Below are 15,990 nucleotides of genomic sequence, written 5' to 3' on the forward strand. Positions count from 1 at the left end.
GTCGATCCAGCTTCCCAGGCGTCCGCATCGGAGATGTCTTCCAAGCGTGATGAATGACCGTTATGGGCGCGAAGTCGAACGTCCGGTTCTGCGCGCGTTGGCGATCCGGCGTGGCGTAGTCTGGCCGAAAGCGGCCGGTCCGCTGCGGAGCAGGTCCGCTGTAAATGCGGACAGGCTCCTACCGTGGGTGTTAACACCGCGGTCCCGCCGCGACGTGTTGATCCAGCGCAAGGCCTGCAAAGTCAGACCGGCCTCATCTCGTAGGCTCGAACGGGAGGGGCAGACATGAAGAAGTCAGCCCTAAGCTCGCCCGGGACGGATCGACCGGTGACCGCCGGATGGATGCCGGGCGTGCACGGGTGGCTTGCAGCCCTGCCGCTTGCCGGCCTCTGTGTCGGCTTGGCTGTACAGGTCCTCGGTCGGGCAGACATCGCGACGGCGGCTTGGATCCTCGCGACCCTGGCGGTCCTCGGAGCCCTGGTGTTCCAGGTCGTCACGAGCCTGACGAAGGGAGACGTTGGGCTCGACCTCGTCGCCCTGCTCTCGATGGGCGGCGCGCTCGCGCTTTCGCAGCCGCTAGCCGGCGCCGTCATCGCTCTGATGTACGCCAGCGGCCAGTCGTTGGAGGCGTACGCGTCCGGCCGCGCCGGCAGGGCGATGACCGCGCTGATCGCGCGCCAGCCCCGGACCGCCCTGCGCGAGGACGGCGGGGTGCTGACGGAGGTGCCCCTCGCGGCACTTGTCCCGGGAGACCGTATCCTGGTGCGCGTCGGCGACGTGCTACCGGTCGACGGCCGGGTCGCCGCGGGCCGCGCCATCCTCGACCGGTCCAGTCTGACCGGCGAGGCGCTGCCCGTCACCGCCATCGCGAACGAGCTCGTGCTGAGCGGGACCGTGAACGCAGGCACGCCGTTCACCTTGGTGGCTGAGCGGCCCGCGGCCGAGAGCACGTATGCCGGGATCGTCCGCCTCGTGGAAGCGGCGCAAGCCCGGAAGGCACCGATGGCACGCCTGGCGGACCGGTACGGGCTTGCCTTCCTCGTCCTCACGCTGCTGCTGGCCGGGGGCGCCTGGCTCGCCACCGGCGACCCGCTGCGGGCGCTGGCCGTGCTGGTCGTCGCCACCCCATGCCCGCTGATCCTGGCGGTCCCCGTCGCCCTCGTCTCCGGCCTCTCGCGCGCGGCCGGCATCGGCGTGCTGATCAAGGGTGGCGGCGCCCTTGAGATGTTGGCCAAGGTCCGCGTGCTGGTGGTCGACAAGACCGGCACGCTCACCCACGGGAACGCCCGGTTGACCTCCGCGCGCATCCTCGGCGCCCGCGACGAAGGCGAGGTCCTGAGGCTCGCGGCGTCCCTCGAACAGGCCTCCAGCCACCCGCTGGCCCGGGCCCTGATCGAGGAGGCGGCCCGGCGCGGCCTGCCACTTGCGCAACCCGAGGGCGTCGAGGAAATGCCCGGGGAAGGCGTGTCCGGCTCGGTGGAGGGGCGCTCGGTCGCCGTCGGGGGGCCGCATCTCATGCAAATGCATGGAATCGGCTTCCCGGCACCGGCCGAGCCAGGAAGCATCTCAGCGGTCACGTCGACGGTGCTGATTGCCATCGACGGCGCCCCGGCCGCCGTGTTGGCGTTCGCCGATCCGCTGCGGGCGGACGGCGGCAACGCGCTCCGGGAACTGCGCGCGTGCGGCATCGAGCGTGTGGTGCTCGCGACCGGGGACCGACAGGCCGTCGCGGAGGCGCTCGTCGCCGGGCTGCCGGTCGACGCGGTCGTCGCCGACCTCGACCCTGTGGCCAAGACCGAGACCGTCGCAGCCGAGCGACGGAACGGACCGGTGATGATGGTCGGCGACGGGGTCAACGACGCGCCTGCCCTGGCGGCCGCCGATCTCGGCGTGGCCCTCGGAGCCCGGGGCGCGGCGGCGGCTGCCGAGGCGGCCGACATCGTCCTGCTGGTCGACAGCCTGGCGCCCCTGTCACGGGCCATCCGCATCGCCAACCGGGCCCGCGCCATCGCGCTCCAGAGCGTGTGGGTCGGTCTCGGCCTCTCGTTGGCCGGCATGGTCGCGGCGGCCCTGGGACACCTATCACCCCTGCAGGGAGCGCTCCTGCAGGAAGCCATCGACGTCGCCGTGATCCTCAACGCCATGCGCGCCCTCGGCGGCACCGGTGACGGGCGCGCGCACGACGCATCGACTGCCCCGGACCTTCCGTAAGGCCCGCGGAGCGGCACCGGCGGGCTTGCGCTGGATCAAGGTCGGTCGATCCGCCCCGGGCCAGGCTTCCCGCGCTGGGACCGGCGCACGGTGGAGGTGGCCATGGACTTCGCGAACATCCTCGTTTCCGCCGACCTCGGCGACACGGCACCGGACCGGGTGCGCCTGGCCGCAGGATTGGCGCGACGCTTCGAGGCGACCCTCACGGGCGTGGCGGCCCATCAGGTGCCGGTCCCCATCCTGGTGCGAGACGTCTACGACGCCACTCGACAGGAAGAGCGCAACAAGGCGCTGGTCCGCGAGATCCTCGAACAGGCCCACGCCATGTTCGAGCGCAGCGCCGGGGAAGAAATCCGCACGGAGTGGCAGGCCGCGCTCGTCGGGCCGATCACGCATCTCGTCGAACAGACGCGCGCCGCCGACCTCGTCGTGGTGGGCCGGCGCGGGCGGGGCGACGACGACCCGGGTCCGCTGGGCGTGCCGCCCGGGCCGGTGCTGATGGAGGCGGGACGGCCCGTCCTCGTCGTGCCGCCTCGGCTCGTGCACTTGCATGCGGCCCGCATCGTCGTCGCCTGGAAAGACGGTCCGGAGGCACGGCGGGCGGTTTCGGCGGTGCTTCCCTTCCTCCACGGTGCCGACGAGGTCGCGGTCGTGACGGTCGGAGGCGACGGGCGGCACGAAGGGACGAAGGCCGTGGCCGGTCATCTCGCGCGGCACGGCGCGCATGTCACGACCCACCTCCTGGAGGCGACCGACAGCGACGGCGCCGAGATCCTCGACTTCGCCCTACGGCAGGACGCCGACCTCATCGTCATGGGCGCCTACGGCCATTCGCGCCTGCGGGAATGGATCTTCGGGGGCGTCACGCGCGAGGTCCTCGAACGCGCGCAGGTCTGTTGCCTGATGTGCCACTGATGCGCTGGTCCCCTGCCATCCTCAGGGTATCGGCGCCGATCATCCTGGCCCTCGTCGCGCCCCAGGCCTCGGCCTCCCCGGCGGACCGCGGCCTGGCGTTCGCCCGGGCGCATTGCGGACGCTGCCACGCGGTCGGCCCGAGGCGGACCAGCCCGATGCGCGAGGCGCCGTCATTCCGCACCCTCGCCGAGCACTTCCCGGTCGGCGACCTCGCCGATGTGCTTGTGGAGGGCGTCGACCGCCGTCATCCCGCCATGCCCGACTTTCGGCTCGCCCCCTCCGATGCCGCCGACCTAACGGCCTATCTGGAAGGTCTGCGCCATAGACGCCCGTAACAGAAGCCGCCGCGGATGCGGTCCGCGGCGGCCTCGATTACGACGTGCACCTCACTCGACGAAGCCCCAGCCAGCCTCCAGTGCGGCGCGCTCCTCCTCGTTCAGCGGGCCCGGCCATTCGATCCTGTTCGTCGCCCGCACCTGGGGTGGTGCCTCATCGGTCTTCGACTGCGCCGCAGCCGGCTCGGACAGGCGAGCGCCTTTCCGCGGCCGCAAGGTCCGGTCGGTCGCGACGCTCCGAGGAGGATCTCGCTCGGTCATCGTCAGCCTCCAGGCTTCAGCGGGACAGGAACAGGGGTGCCGGGCTGCCCCTGAGGAATGAGCGCGTCACGCCACCGAAGAAGTATTCCCGGATCGGGGCGTGCCGGTAGGCGCCCATCACGATCATGTCCGCCCGGAACAGCCCGGCCTGGGCACGCAACGTGTCGGCGACGCTCTCCCCCCTCGGCAGGTCGTTGACGCTGACATTGACCCCATGCCGGGCGAGATGGGGCGCGAACTCGGCGCCCGGCACCGCCTCATGGATCTCCGCCTCGGTGCCGACCGAGACGATCTCGACCGCCTCGGCCGAACGCAGGAACGGCATGGCGTCATTGGCCGCCCGCGCGGCCTGCGCGCTGCCGTCCCAGGCGACGATGATCCGCCGCGCCGCGAAGGCGTCGTGTCCCGGCGGTACGGCGATGACCGGCCGGCCGCTATGGAACAGCGCCTTCTCGATCATCTCACGGTCGAGGTCGTACGTGCGCGGACCGATGTCCAGGACCGTCAGGTCGTGCAGGCGCGCACGGGCGGCGAGACGGTTCACGATCTCCGGATACGGCAGGCTCGGCGCCTCGGTCGTGCAGACGACGCCGGCCTGCGCGGCATCCCCGGCCGAGCGCTCGGCGACGGAGCGGGCTAACGCGTCGAGCCGGCGGTCCATAACCGAGACGCCTTCGTAGTCGAACTCGCCGAGCCAGGCGTCGTCGCCCGAGAGGCGCCACGAGGCCGACTGGACGGTGAGGTGGGCGCCTGCGGCCTTGGCCAAGGTCAGGCCGTAGCCGATGGCCGACGAGGCCTCCTCGCGCTCGCCTTCCACGGCGGTCCCGACGAGGACGTCGCGGATGCCCGCCAGGTGCGAAGGGCTGAATGTGGACATGGGAGTTCTCCGGGTTGAGCCGACCCAAAGGTTCCTCCCGTCGTGGCGGCACCGCGTTGATCCACCTCAAGCGGCTCGGGCGGCGCGGCATCGGCGACGGCTCGGACCAAAGAACTACTCGGCGTCGGCCGCGAATACGCACCGGCAGCTGTTCCCCGTAGCGGAATCGCAGTAATGACCGGATGCGCGATGCAGACGCCCTACGGGTGGACACAGGCGAGTTCCAAGACGGCCGCGCGCAGGACCTTTCCGGGTGCGCTCGATGACGGACCCCGTCGACATGCCCAGCGCCGACCGTTGGCGTGACGCCACGCAGGCGAACGACGAACTTCGTCAGACCCTCGACGAGGTCGGCATCTGCGTCTGGTCGCTGGACATCCCCACCGGACGCGCCACCGTCTCGCCGACCTGCGCGCGCCTGTTCGGGGTGCCGCCCGAGCGGCTGACCACCTTCGCCGCCTCACAGGCCCTCGTGCACCCGGACGACCGGCAGGGCCGGGCGGACGCCATCCAGCGGGCCTTGCGGGATGGCGGAAGCTACGAGGTCGACTACCGCGTCGTGCGCCCCGACGGCCACGTCTGCTGGCTGCGCTCGCGCGGGAGGGTGAGCCTCGACGCGGACGGTCGGCCGGCGCGCCATCGCGGGGTGGTGCTTAGCATCGACGAGCAGAAGCGGGCCGAGGAGGACATCCGGGCGCGAGAGGCGCACCTGCGCTCGATCCTCGACACCGTGCCCGAGGCGATGGTCGTCATCGACGAGGCGGGCCTGATCCACTCGTTCAGCGCCGCCGCCGAGCGCCTGTTCGGCTACGCGGCCGACGAGGCGGTCGGGCGGAACGTCCGCATCCTGATGCCTGAGCCGATGCAGGGCGAGCACGACGGCTACCTCGACCGCTACCGCCGGACCCGGGAACGCCGCATCATCGGCACCAATCGGGTCGTGACCGGCCGGAGGCGGGACGGCTCAACCTTCCCGATGGAGCTCGCCATCGGCGAGATGCGCTCGGGCGAACAGGTCTACTTCACCGGCTTCATCAACGACCTCACCGAGCATCAGCGCACCCAGGCCCGCCTCCAGGAACTTCAGTCCGAGCTCGCCCACGTCTCCCGCCTGAGTGCGATGGGCGAGATGGCCTCCGCGCTCGCGCACGAGCTGAACCAGCCGCTCGGCGCCATCGCGAACTACACCAAGGGCTGCCGCCGCCTGCTGGCACGCCCTGGCCCCGAGGCCATCGCCAAGACGGTGGAGGTTCTCGGCAAGGCCGCCGAGCAGGCGCTGCGGGCCGGCCAGATCATCCGGCGCCTGCGCGAGTTCGTCGCCCGCGGCGAAACCGAAAGGCGGGTCGAGCCGGTCGCGAGGCTGATCGAAGAGGCCAGCGCGCTGGCGCTGGTCGGAGCCCGCGAGCAGGGCATCGTCGCGCTCGTCGTCGTCGACCCGCGGGTCGGCTCCGTCCTCGCCGACCGGGTGCAGGTGCAGCAGGTCTTGGTGAACCTCCTGCGCAACGCCCGCGAGGCCATGCAGCAGGGCGACAGGCGCGAACTGACCGTCGAGGCGAGGCCAATCGGCGGGGAGACGGTCGAGATCGCCGTTTCGGATACCGGGCCCGGCATCGCCGCGGAGGTCGCCGACAGGCTGTTCCAACCGTTCGTCACCACGAAGCGGAGCGGCATGGGCGTCGGGCTCTCGATCTGCCGCACCATCGTCGAGGCGCATGGCGGCCGCCTCGACGTCGAACGCAACGGCACCGGCGGGGCGACCTTCCGGCTGAGGCTCCCGGCCGCCCGTGTGGGGGACCTGCCCGATGGCGACTGACGTGGTGCACGTCGTGGACGACGACCCGGCCATGCGGGACTCCCTCGGCTTCCTGCTCGGGACCGAGGGGTTTGAGGTCCGGCTCTACGAGGCCGGGGCGGACCTGCTCGACGGGCTGAAGAAGCCGACCGCGGGATGCGTCCTGACCGACATCCGCATGCCCGGCATCGACGGGCTGGAACTGCTGCGCCGCCTGCGGGCTGCGGGGCACGCCTTGCCGGTGGTAATGATGACGGGGCACGGCGACGTGCCCCTTGCAGTCGAGGCGATGAAGCTCGGCGCCTGCGACTTCATCGAGAAGCCTTTCGACGACGAGGCGCTCATCCAGGCGCTGAGGTCGGCCTTGGAGCGTGGCGGGATCGCCGGAGCGGTCGACCCGACGCTGCGCGAGTTCGTGCGTCGCGTCGGAACCTTGAGCGAGCGCGAGCGGCAGGTCCTGGACCACCTCGTCGCCGGCCGCACCAGCAAGGAGATCGGACGGACGCTCGACATCAGCCCGCGCACCGTCGAGATCTACCGGGCCAAGCTCATGGCCAAGACGCGGGCGGAGAGCCTGCAGGAACTGGTGCGCTGGTCGGTGCTGGGCGGGCTCGCCTGACACCGGCTTGAGGCAGGTCAAGGCGAGCGCCCGATCCACCCACGCATGATGGCGGCTTCAACAGCGAGCCACACCGAACGCCGACCGCCATGCCATCGGCCCCTCAATACCTTATCTACGTCGTGGACGACGACCCGGCCGTCCTGCATTCCACGCGCTTCCTGATCGAGTGCGAAGGCCACCGCGTCGAGACCTTCGCCGACGGCCGCGCGCTACTGGCGACCTTTCCCGGCCCACGCCCGGCCTTCGTACTACTCGACCAAGTCATGGCGGGGATGGACGGCCTTGAGGTTTTCGGCCGCCTGCGCAGCCTCGACGCGCATGTTCCGGTCGTGCTGATCACCGGCCATCCCGACCCGGGTATCCGGACGCGGGCCAGGGCCGCGGGCATTCCCTTGATCGATAAGCCACTGATGTTCGACGCGCTGCTTGGCCTGCTCGCCGAAAAAGCCACCGGTGTTTCGGTCTCCCGAGCCTGAGGAAGGGCGCTCGGACGGACGCCTTTCAAACAAGGCGCCGTCGAAAATTCGAATCGCCGCAGGCTGTAAAATCGCCTGACGCCCGAGCATAGGTTCCGGGCCGGGTAAGCCATCGATGTTCGAGGTTGCGCACACCGTCCTGCCCCATCGCGGCGGCACGGCGCTTGGTACGCCTGCGCGGGGCGACCCTCACTGCGCGGGGGCCGCTGCGCCTTCGGGCGATGGTTTTCTGGGCGTGCTGCCCGTCCGTGCACCCTTCGATGCCCATTCGGGATCGGAGTGCGGGCCGCCGGGACCGTCGGCCGGCCCCTGGACCTGGCCGGGGACGACGTCGGCCACACGCTTCCATGATTGCGAGGCGCAGAACACCAGCATGCAGCCTTTGACGGTCAGCGTCGACGGCTGGTCGCTCCACACCGTCACGTCGTAGGACTTGCCGTTGTCGGCGTTGTAGATCCTGCCCTCGAAGTGCCCCTCCGCGTTCGGCTTCAGGCCGAGCAACATCTGGTGGCCGAGTTGGGGTCGGGCCTGGAACGCCGGGTTCGGGTTGTACCGGTCGATTTTCGGCTTGCCGTCCTTGTCCAGCGGCTCGCGACCCCAGACCACGAAGCCGCAAAGGCGGGTCGCGTCCGACCCGCAGCGTTCGGTCCGGATGCGGGCGCGACCATCCTCCGTGAGCCAGGTCCCGTACGGTTCGGCGGCGGTGGCGGCGTTCGGCCGTCCGCACGTGACGGTCGCGACGGCGACCACCAGGGCGGCCGTGGCCAAGCGGTAGACTGGAAAAGTCATCGGATTCCTTCTGCGGGTTTCACGAAATCGAAGTCTCAGGGTGCGGTCACGGCATGCCCGGCCGCGTCGTCGCTCGGTCCGACGAACCGTCCGAGCACGCGCCCGATAAGGTTGCCGAGGCTGTCCATCAGCAGGAACACGGCCGGCACGAAGACGAGGGAGAGCAAGGTCGAGACGATCAGGCCGGCGATGACCGCCACCGCCATGGGCGCCCGGAACTCGCCGCCGACCCCGAACGCCATGGCGGACGGGACCATGCCGGCGGCCATCGCGATGGTGGTCATCACGATGGGCCGCGCCCGCTTGCGGCCGGCATCGACGATGGCGGTGACCCGGTCGACGCCGCGCCCCATCTCCTCGACTGCGAAGTCGACCAGCATGATCGCGTTCTTCGTGACCAAGCCCATCAGCATCAGGATGCCGATGACGACCGGCATCGAGATCGGCATCTGGCAAATAAGCAGGCCGAGGATGGCGCCGCCGATGGAGAGCGGCAGCGAGAACAAGATGGTCAGCGGCTGCAGGAACGAGCCGAACAGCAGGACGAGCACGGCGTAGACCATCATGATGCCGGCGCCCATCGCCATCAGGAAGCCCGAGAACACCTCCTGCATGATCTCGGCGTCGCCGGTCTGCTTGATGGTCACCCCCGGCGGCAGGTTCTTCGCCGTCGGGGTCTGCATGGCCTCGGCGATGAGGGAGCCGAGGGCCTCCGAGCCCTCCATGTTGGCCTCGACGGCGACGCGCACGGCCCGGTCATAGCGGTCGATGGCGCCCGGGCCCTGGTCGAGCTCGACGTCCGCCACCACCGCCAGCGGCACGGCTGAGCCGTCCTTGGCGGGCACCTTCAGGTTCTCAAGCCGCGAGATCGCGCCGCGGGCGCTCTCGGGGAGCTGCACGCGGATCGGCACCTGACGGTCGACGGCGTTGAACTTCGCGAGGTTCAGGCCGATGTCGCCGATGGTGCCGACGCGGACGGTCTCCGCGATGGCGTCGGTCGAGACGCCGAGGTCGGCCGCCACGCCGGGCTTCGGCCGGATGCGGACCTCCGTCCGGTTGAGCGGCGCCGTCGACATCACCGAGACGAGGTGCGGGATGGCGGCCATGTCACGCTGCAGGCGCGCGGCGACCTCGGTGACCACGTCGGCGTCGGGGCCGCTCACCACCAGGGCGAGGTCGCGCTGGCCGCTGTCCCGCAGCGTCCAGGAGCGAATGTCGGGCTCCTCGGCGAGAAGGGCCGCGATCTCGGCCTCGACCGTCCACTGGCGCTTGGTGCGCGAGGCCTTCGGCGTCAGGTTGACGGTCAGGGTCGCGAGCCGGGTCTCCTTCTTGCCGCCGACCTGCCGGCCGCCGTCGACGAAGACCGAAGTCACCTCGGGCAGCGCCCGGATGCGGGCGACCACGCGGTCGGACACCGCCACGGTGTCGGCGAGCTTCGCGCCCGGTGCCAGTTCGACCATGAACAGGGTGCGGGCGTTATCCTGCTTCGGGATGAAGCCCGAGGGTAGCAGGCCGGTCGACACGATGGAGGCGGCGAACAGCGCGAGGCCCGCGAACAGGGTGATCACCCGATGGCGCACCGACCAGCCGACGAGGCGCGAGTAGGCGCGCATCACCGGCCCCTCGCGCTCCTCGGCATGGCCGTGGTCGCGCAGGAAGTAGGCGGCGAGCATCGGAGTGATCAGGCGCGCCACGAGGAGCGACATGAACACCGAGACCGCGATGGTCAGGCCGAACTGGATGAAGTAGCGCCCGGCGATGCCCGGCATGAACGAGACCGGCGCGAACACCGCGATCAGGGTCGCCGTGATGGCGATGACCGCCAGTCCGATCTCGTCGGCGCCCTCGATGGCCGCCTGGAAGGGCGACTTGCCCAGCCGCATGTGCCGGACGACGTTCTCGATCTCCACGATGGCGTCGTCGACGAGGATGCCGGTCACCAGCGTGATCGCGAGCAGGCTGATGCCGTTGAGCGTGAAGCCGAGCGCGTCCATCGCCCAGAATGTCGGGAATACCGAAAGCGGCAGCGCCACCGCCGCGATGAGCGTGGCGCGCCAGTCGCGCAGGAACAGCAGCACGACGATGACCGCTAGGAGCGCCCCCTCGATCAGGGTGTGCATGGCGGAATCGTAGGAGCCGATGGTCGAGGAGACCGAGGAGTCGATCAGTTCGAATTGCAGGTCGGGGTAGCTCGCCTGGAACTCGGCGATCTTCCTTTCGACCCCGGCCGCGACCTCGGCGTCGCTGGCCCCCGACCCGCGCGAGACCGCGAAGGCGACGACAGGCTCGCCGTTGAAGCGGGCAAAGGTGCGCGGCTCCTCGATGCCGTCCTCGACCCTGGCGAGGTCGTCGAGCCGGACCTTGCGGCCGCCGGGCAGGACAATGGATGTGGCCTTGAGGTCGCGCAGGGTGCGGGAAGCGGCGAGTGTGCGGATCGACTGCTCGCGCCCGCCGACCTCGCCGCGCCCGCCGGCCATGTCGGCGGAGGTGAGGCGCAGTTGCCGGTTCACGTCGGCGGCGGTGATGCCGAGCGACAGCAGCCGGTCGGGCTGGAGCACGACCCGGACCTCCCGCGCGACTCCGCCGACCCGCTCGACGCCGCCCACGCCCTTCACGCCCTGGAGCGCGCGGGCGATCTTGTCCTCGACCAGCCAGGAGAGTTCGGCAGGCGTCATCGCGGGCGCCTTCACGCCGTAGACGAGGATCGGCAGGCCGGCGACCTCGACGCGGCTGATCACCGGCTCGTCGATGGTGCGCGGCAGGTTGATGCGGATCTTCGAGACCGCATCCTTCACGTCGTTGACGGCGCGGTCGGTGTTCACCTCAAGCCGGAACTCGACCGTGGTCACCGAGGAGCCCTCGGTGATGGCCGAGGTGATGTGCTTGACGCCCCGGACGCCGGCGACCGCGTCCTCGACCCACTTTGTCACCTGGGTCTGGAGCTCGGACGGCGCTGCGCCAGACTGGGTGATGGCCACGGAGACGATGGGCACGTCGACGTTCGGCATCTTCGTCACCGCGAGCCCGCGGAAGCTGACGAGGCCGAGCACGACCAGCACCAGGAACAGGACGAGGGGCGCGATGGGGTTGCGGATCGCCCATGCGGAGACGTTCAGGCGCATCGGTCTGCCCTGGCTTTCATGACGTCGGGGTGGTGTCGGGGTGCGACGGTTTAAGGCACGCCCGCTTCGGCGGTGTCCCGGGGCGCGGGCACCGCGGCGACCGCGGGCGTGGCGGGCGGGGCTTCGAGCACCGGGCGGACCCGGTCGCCGTCGCGCAGGAACGAGCCGGCGCGGGCCACGACCCGCTCGCCTTCGTTGAGGCCCGTGCGGACCTCGACGGTGTCCTCGTCGGCGATGCCGGTGCGAACGGTGCGGTCCTCGACACGGTCGCCGGTCACGACGAGGACGCTGCGGCGACCGCCGCCGTAGAGCACCGAAGCCTGGGGGACGCTGACGCCGCGGCTGCGGGCGAGCTCGACGGCGCCGCGGGCGAAGGTACCGATGCGCAGGCGGGGGTCGGGGTCGAGGCGCACGCGCACCTTGCCCAGGCGCGTCGCCTTGTCGACCTCGGGGTAGACGGCGCGCACGCTGCCGGCGACGCGGGTGCCCTCACCCATGTCAATCCACGCCGGGGCGCCCTCGCGCAACAGCGGCAGCTTGGTCTCGACGACCTCACCCTCCAACTCGATCTCGCCACGCGCGATCAGGCGGAACAGCGGCTCGGAAGACGCCGAGGCGGCGAGGCCGACGCGGGCCGTGCGGCGGCTGACGATGCCGGCCTCCGGAGCCCGGATCTCGGTGCGGGCGAGCCGTAGGGACAGCTCGTCCCGCACGGCGCGGACCTGGGCGAGGTCGGCCTTGGCCATGGCAAGCCCGTTGCGGGCGAAGGCGAGCTTGCCCTCCGCCTGGCGCAGGGCGGAGGTGCGGGTCTCCATCACCACCGCCGTGGTGTTGCCGGTCGCCATGAGCGAGCGCGCCCGCTCAAGCCCCAGCCGAGCCTCGGTCTCGGCAGCCTCGGCCTGCTCGATGTTGCTCTGGGCCTGGGGCACGGCGGCCTCGGCCTTGGCCACCACCGCGTCCTGCTGCGCGATCTGACGGTCGATGAGGTCGCGCGACAGGCGCGCCAGCACCTGGCCCTTGGCGACCCGCGCGCCCTCTTCGACCAGCACCTCGGTGACCCGGTAACCGTCGATCTCGGGCGTTACCAAGATCTCGTCGCGGGGCACCAGGGTGCCGGTCACCGCCACAGTCTCCACGGTCTCGCGCCGCGTCGCCTCGACGACGCTGACGGCGGGCGCGAGGAGCGGCTTGGTCGTCGCGGGTGCCTCGTCGCGGGCGAGGGAGGCCGAAAGGCCGAGGGTGAGCAGCGTGGTTCCGGCAAGTAGGACGGCGCGGATCATCGGCTGGTCTCCGGAAGGGCCTCGGCCGCTCGGAGCAGCGAGCCGCGCAGGCCGGCTTCGATGAGGGCTTGAAGTTGCGCGACCGCGGTGGAAGGGTCGTAACCGGGCAACGTCGCCCGGCTGACGATGATGCCCTTCATCAGCGGGTTGAGCGCGTCGAACATGGCCGCGGGGTCGCAATCGGGCGACGTGGCGAGCGTCGCGAACATCCCGCACAGCCACTCGCGGGCTTCCGCCTCGCCCCGTTCGATCAGCGTTGCGATGGCGGGATTACGGGTCGCTTCCGACCAGAGGTCCACGCGCAGGACCGCAGCCGAACGGGTGAGATCCGTGAAGTAGCGCGTGAGGATGCCGGTAAGGACGGCGCGCTGGCCGCCTTCCCGCTCAAGGTCGGCGAGCATGGTCGCGCCGCGCGCCCTGTCGCGCTCGGCCATCGCGAGGACGATGTCCTCCTTGGCGGCGAAGTAGCGATAGAAGTTGCCTTGGCTCATCGCGGCCTCGCGGGCGAGGTCCGCGATGGTGGTGCGGTGGAAGCCGTTTCGGACGAAGCAGGCCTCGGCGGCATCGAGGATCTCCTCGCGACGCGAGACCTGCGCGTCGCGGACCCCGACGACGTTTCCGGCCGCGATGCTCACGATGCTTGCTCCGCCGTATGGGGGACGACCCGGCCGGCGTCCTTAGCCCGGGTTGCCGTGACGCAAGCGTGCGCGGACGGGGCGAGGCCGGCGCACGTGCGGGCCTGCCAGCCACCGGGGCCGTTTCCGGTCCAGGAAATCAGCGCCGCCCAGCCCAGGATCACCAAGAGGGCGGCGAGCAGGTTGGCTGGGCGCAGGAGTGAAATGGCTTCGGCGGCCACACCGGGCCGGTGCGTCGATGCCTGGAGTCCTGGTGCCATTCTCGTTCCTCGCTGCGTTGTCAGATGTGTTAGTGAGCGTTCATTCACATGTCAATGAACGCTCATTCACACCCCCCGGCGACTGGGATTTGGCGTCGGGTGAGACACATGCGGGTGGAGCGGCCGAAGTCTTCACTGGAACCGGAAGTGGGTCCGCGTCATGGCTTGATCCTGCGTGGAGCCAGCAAACTCGGACGGCGCCGGCCGCCCCCAGCGGGGGCAGATGGCTAGCGATGCGGGAGGCAGGCCCTTCGATTTCCGCCAAGCCCGGCCGCTCCCGCAAGCCATGCGTTCGCCGACGGCAACACCGTCACGAGCGGTGGCCCTCACAAGCTTCGTCTTGAAACGCTGACAGGATGCACGGGTTATCGCGACGGGAGCGGGAGCAAGGCCATGACCGCTTCCCGGGCGCCCCGATGAGCTGCCTGTGACCGACTTTGGTTCGGAGCGGACCCGGGCATAGGATCGAGCCGTCAGGTTTCCGCCACGGGCATGCTCCCGGCCTGATCCACGCGCCCTCGGTGATGGTCGGCTTGCGTCAGATCAAGGTCGCTCGGCGGCATTTGCGTGAACCTGTTAGCCAGCCGGAACGGGGAAGGCGCACGCGGTCCCCTCTACGTGGGCCCTGGGCCGTTCCGCGTAAGCCGCCGCGCCCGCGAAGTCCCGCGGCGGGCTGCACGGGTGGATGCCGAAAGTCTTTGGCATGATCAGGGGCGCGCCGGAACGCCGGCTTCACGCAGGTCGAGAAGCTGCGGGATGGGATGACGGACACCCCTCGCTCTCCTTGAGCCACATCAAGGCTTCGATGCGACGTTGCCGGATGCTCGGCGTCAGGAGGTGGCAGGCCGTCTGCCGCCAAGGGCCCGGCATTCGGCGTCCCCGGCTCCGGTGCCCCTGTTCCCAGGAGGCGACGATGCGGACCATCGAGAACCGGATGGAGGACATGATCCCGAACGCGCTGAACGCGCTGCTGGGCGTCGCGCTCCTCATGGCGCCCTGGTACCTGGGACTCGGCAGCGAGACCGCAGCGGCGCGCAATGCCTTCGTCTGCGGCGGCGCCATCACCGTCATCGCGGCGCTCGCCCTCGCCAAGTCCTATGACTGGGAGGAATACATCAACCTCGCCGCCGGCCTCTGGGTGTCCATCGCCCCGTGGGCGCTCGGCTTCGCGGACCTGCGGTACCAAGTGTGGCTGCACGTGGGCATCGGGCTCGCGGTAGCCGTCCTAGCGGCGTTCGAGCTCTGGCGGCTCTTTGTGTCGCCCCAGGCGCGTTCGGTCTGAGGCATCTTTCATCGCCGGAGGGGCCGCGGAAGCCCATCGCTTGGCCGCGGCCCCTCCCAGGACCATCGGACCAACCGCGTTCCGGAGCGGCGCGATGCCTCTCGACCACTTGGCGATCCTCGTAGCGTCGTCGTTCACCGCCGGCTGCGTCGCCATTCACGCCCTCAGGCGTCTCGCCGACTCCGTGACGCTGGTTCTGGGCGTCGTCGCCTATGGGCTTGCCACGGCCCTGTGCTCGCTGGCCGCGGGCCGCAACGGCGTCTCCGTGCTGCACGATCCCATACACGCATGGGGCCTCGTGACTGTCGCGCACCCCTGATCGCCGAGCACGCATACGTAATTGCCCTTACGCGGACCTGCTTAAGCGACCGACCGGAATTTTTCAGGACGCCCGGTCCCGGCAATCTCCCGCCATCCGATTTCGGACGAGGAGAGATGCGATGGCCGCCGAGATCACCCTGTCCCCGACCTCGCCCGCGACCGCGAAAGTCACTGTCGGCGGCAAACTCGGTACCGCCCTTTTCGCGGGCTGCCCCGAGCTCATCGGCACCCCGTTCGCCTATGACCGCGAGGAAGAGATCTACGGCGAGGGCGAGGAAGCCGAGTTCGTCTACAAGGTCGTCCGCGGCGCGGTGCGCACCCACAAGGTCCTGAACGACGGGCGGCGCCAGATCACCGGCTTCCACCTGCCCGGCGACCTGTTCGGCCTGGAGCAGGGCGAGACGCATCGGCACACGGCCGAGGCCCTGTCGCACACCCAGGTGCTGATCTTCCGCCGGCGCGGGATCGAACGCGCCGCGACCCGCAGCGCCGAGGTGGCCTGCCAGCTCTGGGCCATGACGGCGAGCGGCCTTCGCTACGCCCAGGACCACATGCTGCTGCTCAGTCGGCGTTCGGCGGTGGAGCGCGTCGCGACCTTCCTGATGGAGGTCGACGAGCGTCTCGGCGGCACGGGCACCTTCGCGCTGCCGATGACCCGACGCGACATCGCGGATCACCTTGGCCTCACCATCGAGACCGTGTCGCGGACCTTCTCGCAACTGGAGGAGGACGGGGCGCTGCTTCGCGCGGGCGGGCGTCAGGTCAGCCTCCGACGCGCCCGGCTCCGACGCGTTGTCGAGGATTGAAGACAA

At 70.4% G+C, this 15,990-nt stretch carries 15 protein-coding genes; 9 read left to right on the top strand and 6 right to left on the bottom strand.

All coding sequences use genetic code 11. The features are described 5' to 3' along the window. The first annotated feature begins 285 nt into the window (after positions 1 to 285). From LXM90_RS12760 to LXM90_RS12770, 3 genes are all read left to right on the top strand, one after another. Positions 286 to 2,211: a heavy metal translocating P-type ATPase gene (locus LXM90_RS12760; protein WP_234082813.1), complete on the top strand. Its 1,926-nt coding sequence runs from the start codon at positions 286 to 288 to the stop codon at positions 2,209 to 2,211. Between the two features lie 102 nt (positions 2,212 to 2,313). Continuing rightward, on the top strand, positions 2,314 to 3,126 hold the full coding sequence (locus LXM90_RS12765) for a universal stress protein (protein WP_234082814.1): 813 nt from the start codon (positions 2,314 to 2,316) through the stop codon (positions 3,124 to 3,126). After that, positions 3,126 to 3,461 carry a c-type cytochrome gene (locus LXM90_RS12770; protein ID WP_234082816.1) on the top strand — a complete coding sequence of 112 codons (336 nt, stop codon included), beginning with the start codon at positions 3,126 to 3,128 and terminating at the stop codon, positions 3,459 to 3,461. Before LXM90_RS12765 ends, LXM90_RS12770 begins: the two co-directional genes overlap by 1 nt. A 51-nt stretch (positions 3,462 to 3,512) precedes the next feature. Here LXM90_RS12770 and LXM90_RS12775 read toward each other — a convergent pair whose 3' ends face one another. Then, positions 3,513 to 3,722: a hypothetical protein gene (locus LXM90_RS12775; protein WP_234082818.1), complete on the bottom strand. Its 210-nt coding sequence runs from the start codon at positions 3,720 to 3,722 to the stop codon at positions 3,513 to 3,515. Positions 3,723 to 3,738: 16 nt separating this feature from the next. Further along, entirely contained in the window at positions 3,739 to 4,599 is an 861-nt protein-coding gene (locus tag LXM90_RS12780) for a universal stress protein (RefSeq protein ID WP_234082819.1), read from the bottom strand. Positions 4,600 to 4,861: 262 nt separating this feature from the next. Between LXM90_RS12780 and LXM90_RS12785 the strand changes: the two genes are divergently transcribed. The 3 genes from LXM90_RS12785 to LXM90_RS12795 all read left to right on the top strand — a co-directional run bounded on the left by LXM90_RS12785 (position 4,862) and on the right by LXM90_RS12795 (position 7,489). After that, positions 4,862 to 6,412 (top strand): PAS domain-containing sensor histidine kinase, encoded by a 1,551-nt coding sequence (locus tag LXM90_RS12785; RefSeq protein WP_234082822.1) that lies wholly within the window; start codon positions 4,862 to 4,864, stop codon positions 6,410 to 6,412. Beyond that, entirely contained in the window at positions 6,402 to 7,010 is a 609-nt protein-coding gene (gene fixJ / locus LXM90_RS12790) for a response regulator FixJ (RefSeq protein WP_234082823.1), read from the top strand. The genes LXM90_RS12785 and fixJ overlap by 11 nt, the downstream gene beginning before the upstream one ends. An 89-nt stretch (positions 7,011 to 7,099) precedes the next feature. Then, a complete protein-coding gene (locus tag LXM90_RS12795) occupies positions 7,100 to 7,489 on the top strand; it encodes a response regulator transcription factor (protein ID WP_234082824.1) in 390 nt (129 codons plus the stop codon). A 189-nt stretch (positions 7,490 to 7,678) separates the two neighbouring features. Here the strand turns inward: LXM90_RS12795 and LXM90_RS12800 are convergent, their stop codons facing one another. From LXM90_RS12800 to LXM90_RS12815, 4 genes are read right to left on the bottom strand one after another with little or no spacing between them, the layout of a single operon-like run. Continuing rightward, entirely contained in the window at positions 7,679 to 8,257 is a 579-nt protein-coding gene (locus tag LXM90_RS12800) for a DUF2147 domain-containing protein (protein WP_234082825.1), read from the bottom strand. A gap of 56 nt (positions 8,258 to 8,313) precedes the next feature. Beyond that, the gene (locus tag LXM90_RS12805) at positions 8,314 to 11,400 is read right to left on the bottom strand and encodes an efflux RND transporter permease subunit (protein ID WP_234082828.1); all 3,087 of its coding nucleotides are present in this window, start codon (positions 11,398 to 11,400) and stop codon (positions 8,314 to 8,316) included. A gap of 50 nt (positions 11,401 to 11,450) precedes the next feature. Further along, positions 11,451 to 12,680 (bottom strand): efflux RND transporter periplasmic adaptor subunit, encoded by a 1,230-nt coding sequence (locus LXM90_RS12810; protein ID WP_234082829.1) that lies wholly within the window; start codon positions 12,678 to 12,680, stop codon positions 11,451 to 11,453. Beyond that, the gene (locus LXM90_RS12815; RefSeq protein WP_234082830.1) at positions 12,677 to 13,315 is read right to left on the bottom strand and encodes a TetR/AcrR family transcriptional regulator; all 639 of its coding nucleotides are present in this window, start codon (positions 13,313 to 13,315) and stop codon (positions 12,677 to 12,679) included. Before LXM90_RS12815 ends, LXM90_RS12810 begins: the two co-directional genes overlap by 4 nt. A gap of 1,173 nt (positions 13,316 to 14,488) precedes the next feature. On the opposite strand from LXM90_RS12815, the gene LXM90_RS12820 reads away from it, so the two are divergent. From LXM90_RS12820 to LXM90_RS12830, 3 genes are all read left to right on the top strand, one after another. Continuing rightward, a complete protein-coding gene (locus LXM90_RS12820; protein WP_234082831.1) occupies positions 14,489 to 14,857 on the top strand; it encodes an SPW repeat protein in 369 nt (122 codons plus the stop codon). 94 nt (positions 14,858 to 14,951) lie between these two features. Beyond that, a complete protein-coding gene (locus LXM90_RS12825) occupies positions 14,952 to 15,176 on the top strand; it encodes a hypothetical protein (RefSeq protein WP_234082834.1) in 225 nt (74 codons plus the stop codon). Positions 15,177 to 15,297: 121 nt separating this feature from the next. Then, a complete protein-coding gene (locus tag LXM90_RS12830; RefSeq protein ID WP_234082835.1) occupies positions 15,298 to 15,984 on the top strand; it encodes a helix-turn-helix domain-containing protein in 687 nt (228 codons plus the stop codon). The last annotated feature ends 6 nt before the right edge of the window (positions 15,985 to 15,990 follow it).

This window comes from Methylobacterium oryzae, assembly GCF_021398735.1.
Taxonomy (GTDB): Bacteria; Pseudomonadota; Alphaproteobacteria; order Rhizobiales; family Beijerinckiaceae; genus Methylobacterium.

Excerpts from the sequence above, each read along its gene's own strand:
- LXM90_RS12760 (WP_234082813.1), top strand. The coding sequence starts at position 286 with ATGAAGAAGTCAGCCCTAAGCTCGCCCGGGACGGATCGACCGGTGACC.
- LXM90_RS12765 (WP_234082814.1), top strand. The coding sequence starts at position 2,314 with ATGGACTTCGCGAACATCCTCGTTTCCGCCGACCTCGGCGACACGGCA.
- LXM90_RS12770 (WP_234082816.1), top strand. The coding sequence starts at position 3,126 with ATGCGCTGGTCCCCTGCCATCCTCAGGGTATCGGCGCCGATCATCCTG.
- LXM90_RS12775 (WP_234082818.1), bottom strand. The coding sequence starts at position 3,722 with ATGACCGAGCGAGATCCTCCTCGGAGCGTCGCGACCGACCGGACCTTG.
- LXM90_RS12780 (WP_234082819.1), bottom strand. The coding sequence starts at position 4,599 with ATGTCCACATTCAGCCCTTCGCACCTGGCGGGCATCCGCGACGTCCTC.
- LXM90_RS12785 (WP_234082822.1), top strand. The coding sequence starts at position 4,862 with ATGACGGACCCCGTCGACATGCCCAGCGCCGACCGTTGGCGTGACGCC.
- fixJ (WP_234082823.1), top strand. The coding sequence starts at position 6,402 with ATGGCGACTGACGTGGTGCACGTCGTGGACGACGACCCGGCCATGCGG.
- LXM90_RS12795 (WP_234082824.1), top strand. The coding sequence starts at position 7,100 with ATGCCATCGGCCCCTCAATACCTTATCTACGTCGTGGACGACGACCCG.
- LXM90_RS12805 (WP_234082828.1), bottom strand. The coding sequence starts at position 11,400 with ATGCGCCTGAACGTCTCCGCATGGGCGATCCGCAACCCCATCGCGCCC.
- LXM90_RS12810 (WP_234082829.1), bottom strand. The coding sequence starts at position 12,680 with ATGATCCGCGCCGTCCTACTTGCCGGAACCACGCTGCTCACCCTCGGC.
- LXM90_RS12820 (WP_234082831.1), top strand. The coding sequence starts at position 14,489 with ATGCGGACCATCGAGAACCGGATGGAGGACATGATCCCGAACGCGCTG.
- LXM90_RS12825 (WP_234082834.1), top strand. The coding sequence starts at position 14,952 with ATGCCTCTCGACCACTTGGCGATCCTCGTAGCGTCGTCGTTCACCGCC.
- LXM90_RS12830 (WP_234082835.1), top strand. The coding sequence starts at position 15,298 with ATGGCCGCCGAGATCACCCTGTCCCCGACCTCGCCCGCGACCGCGAAA.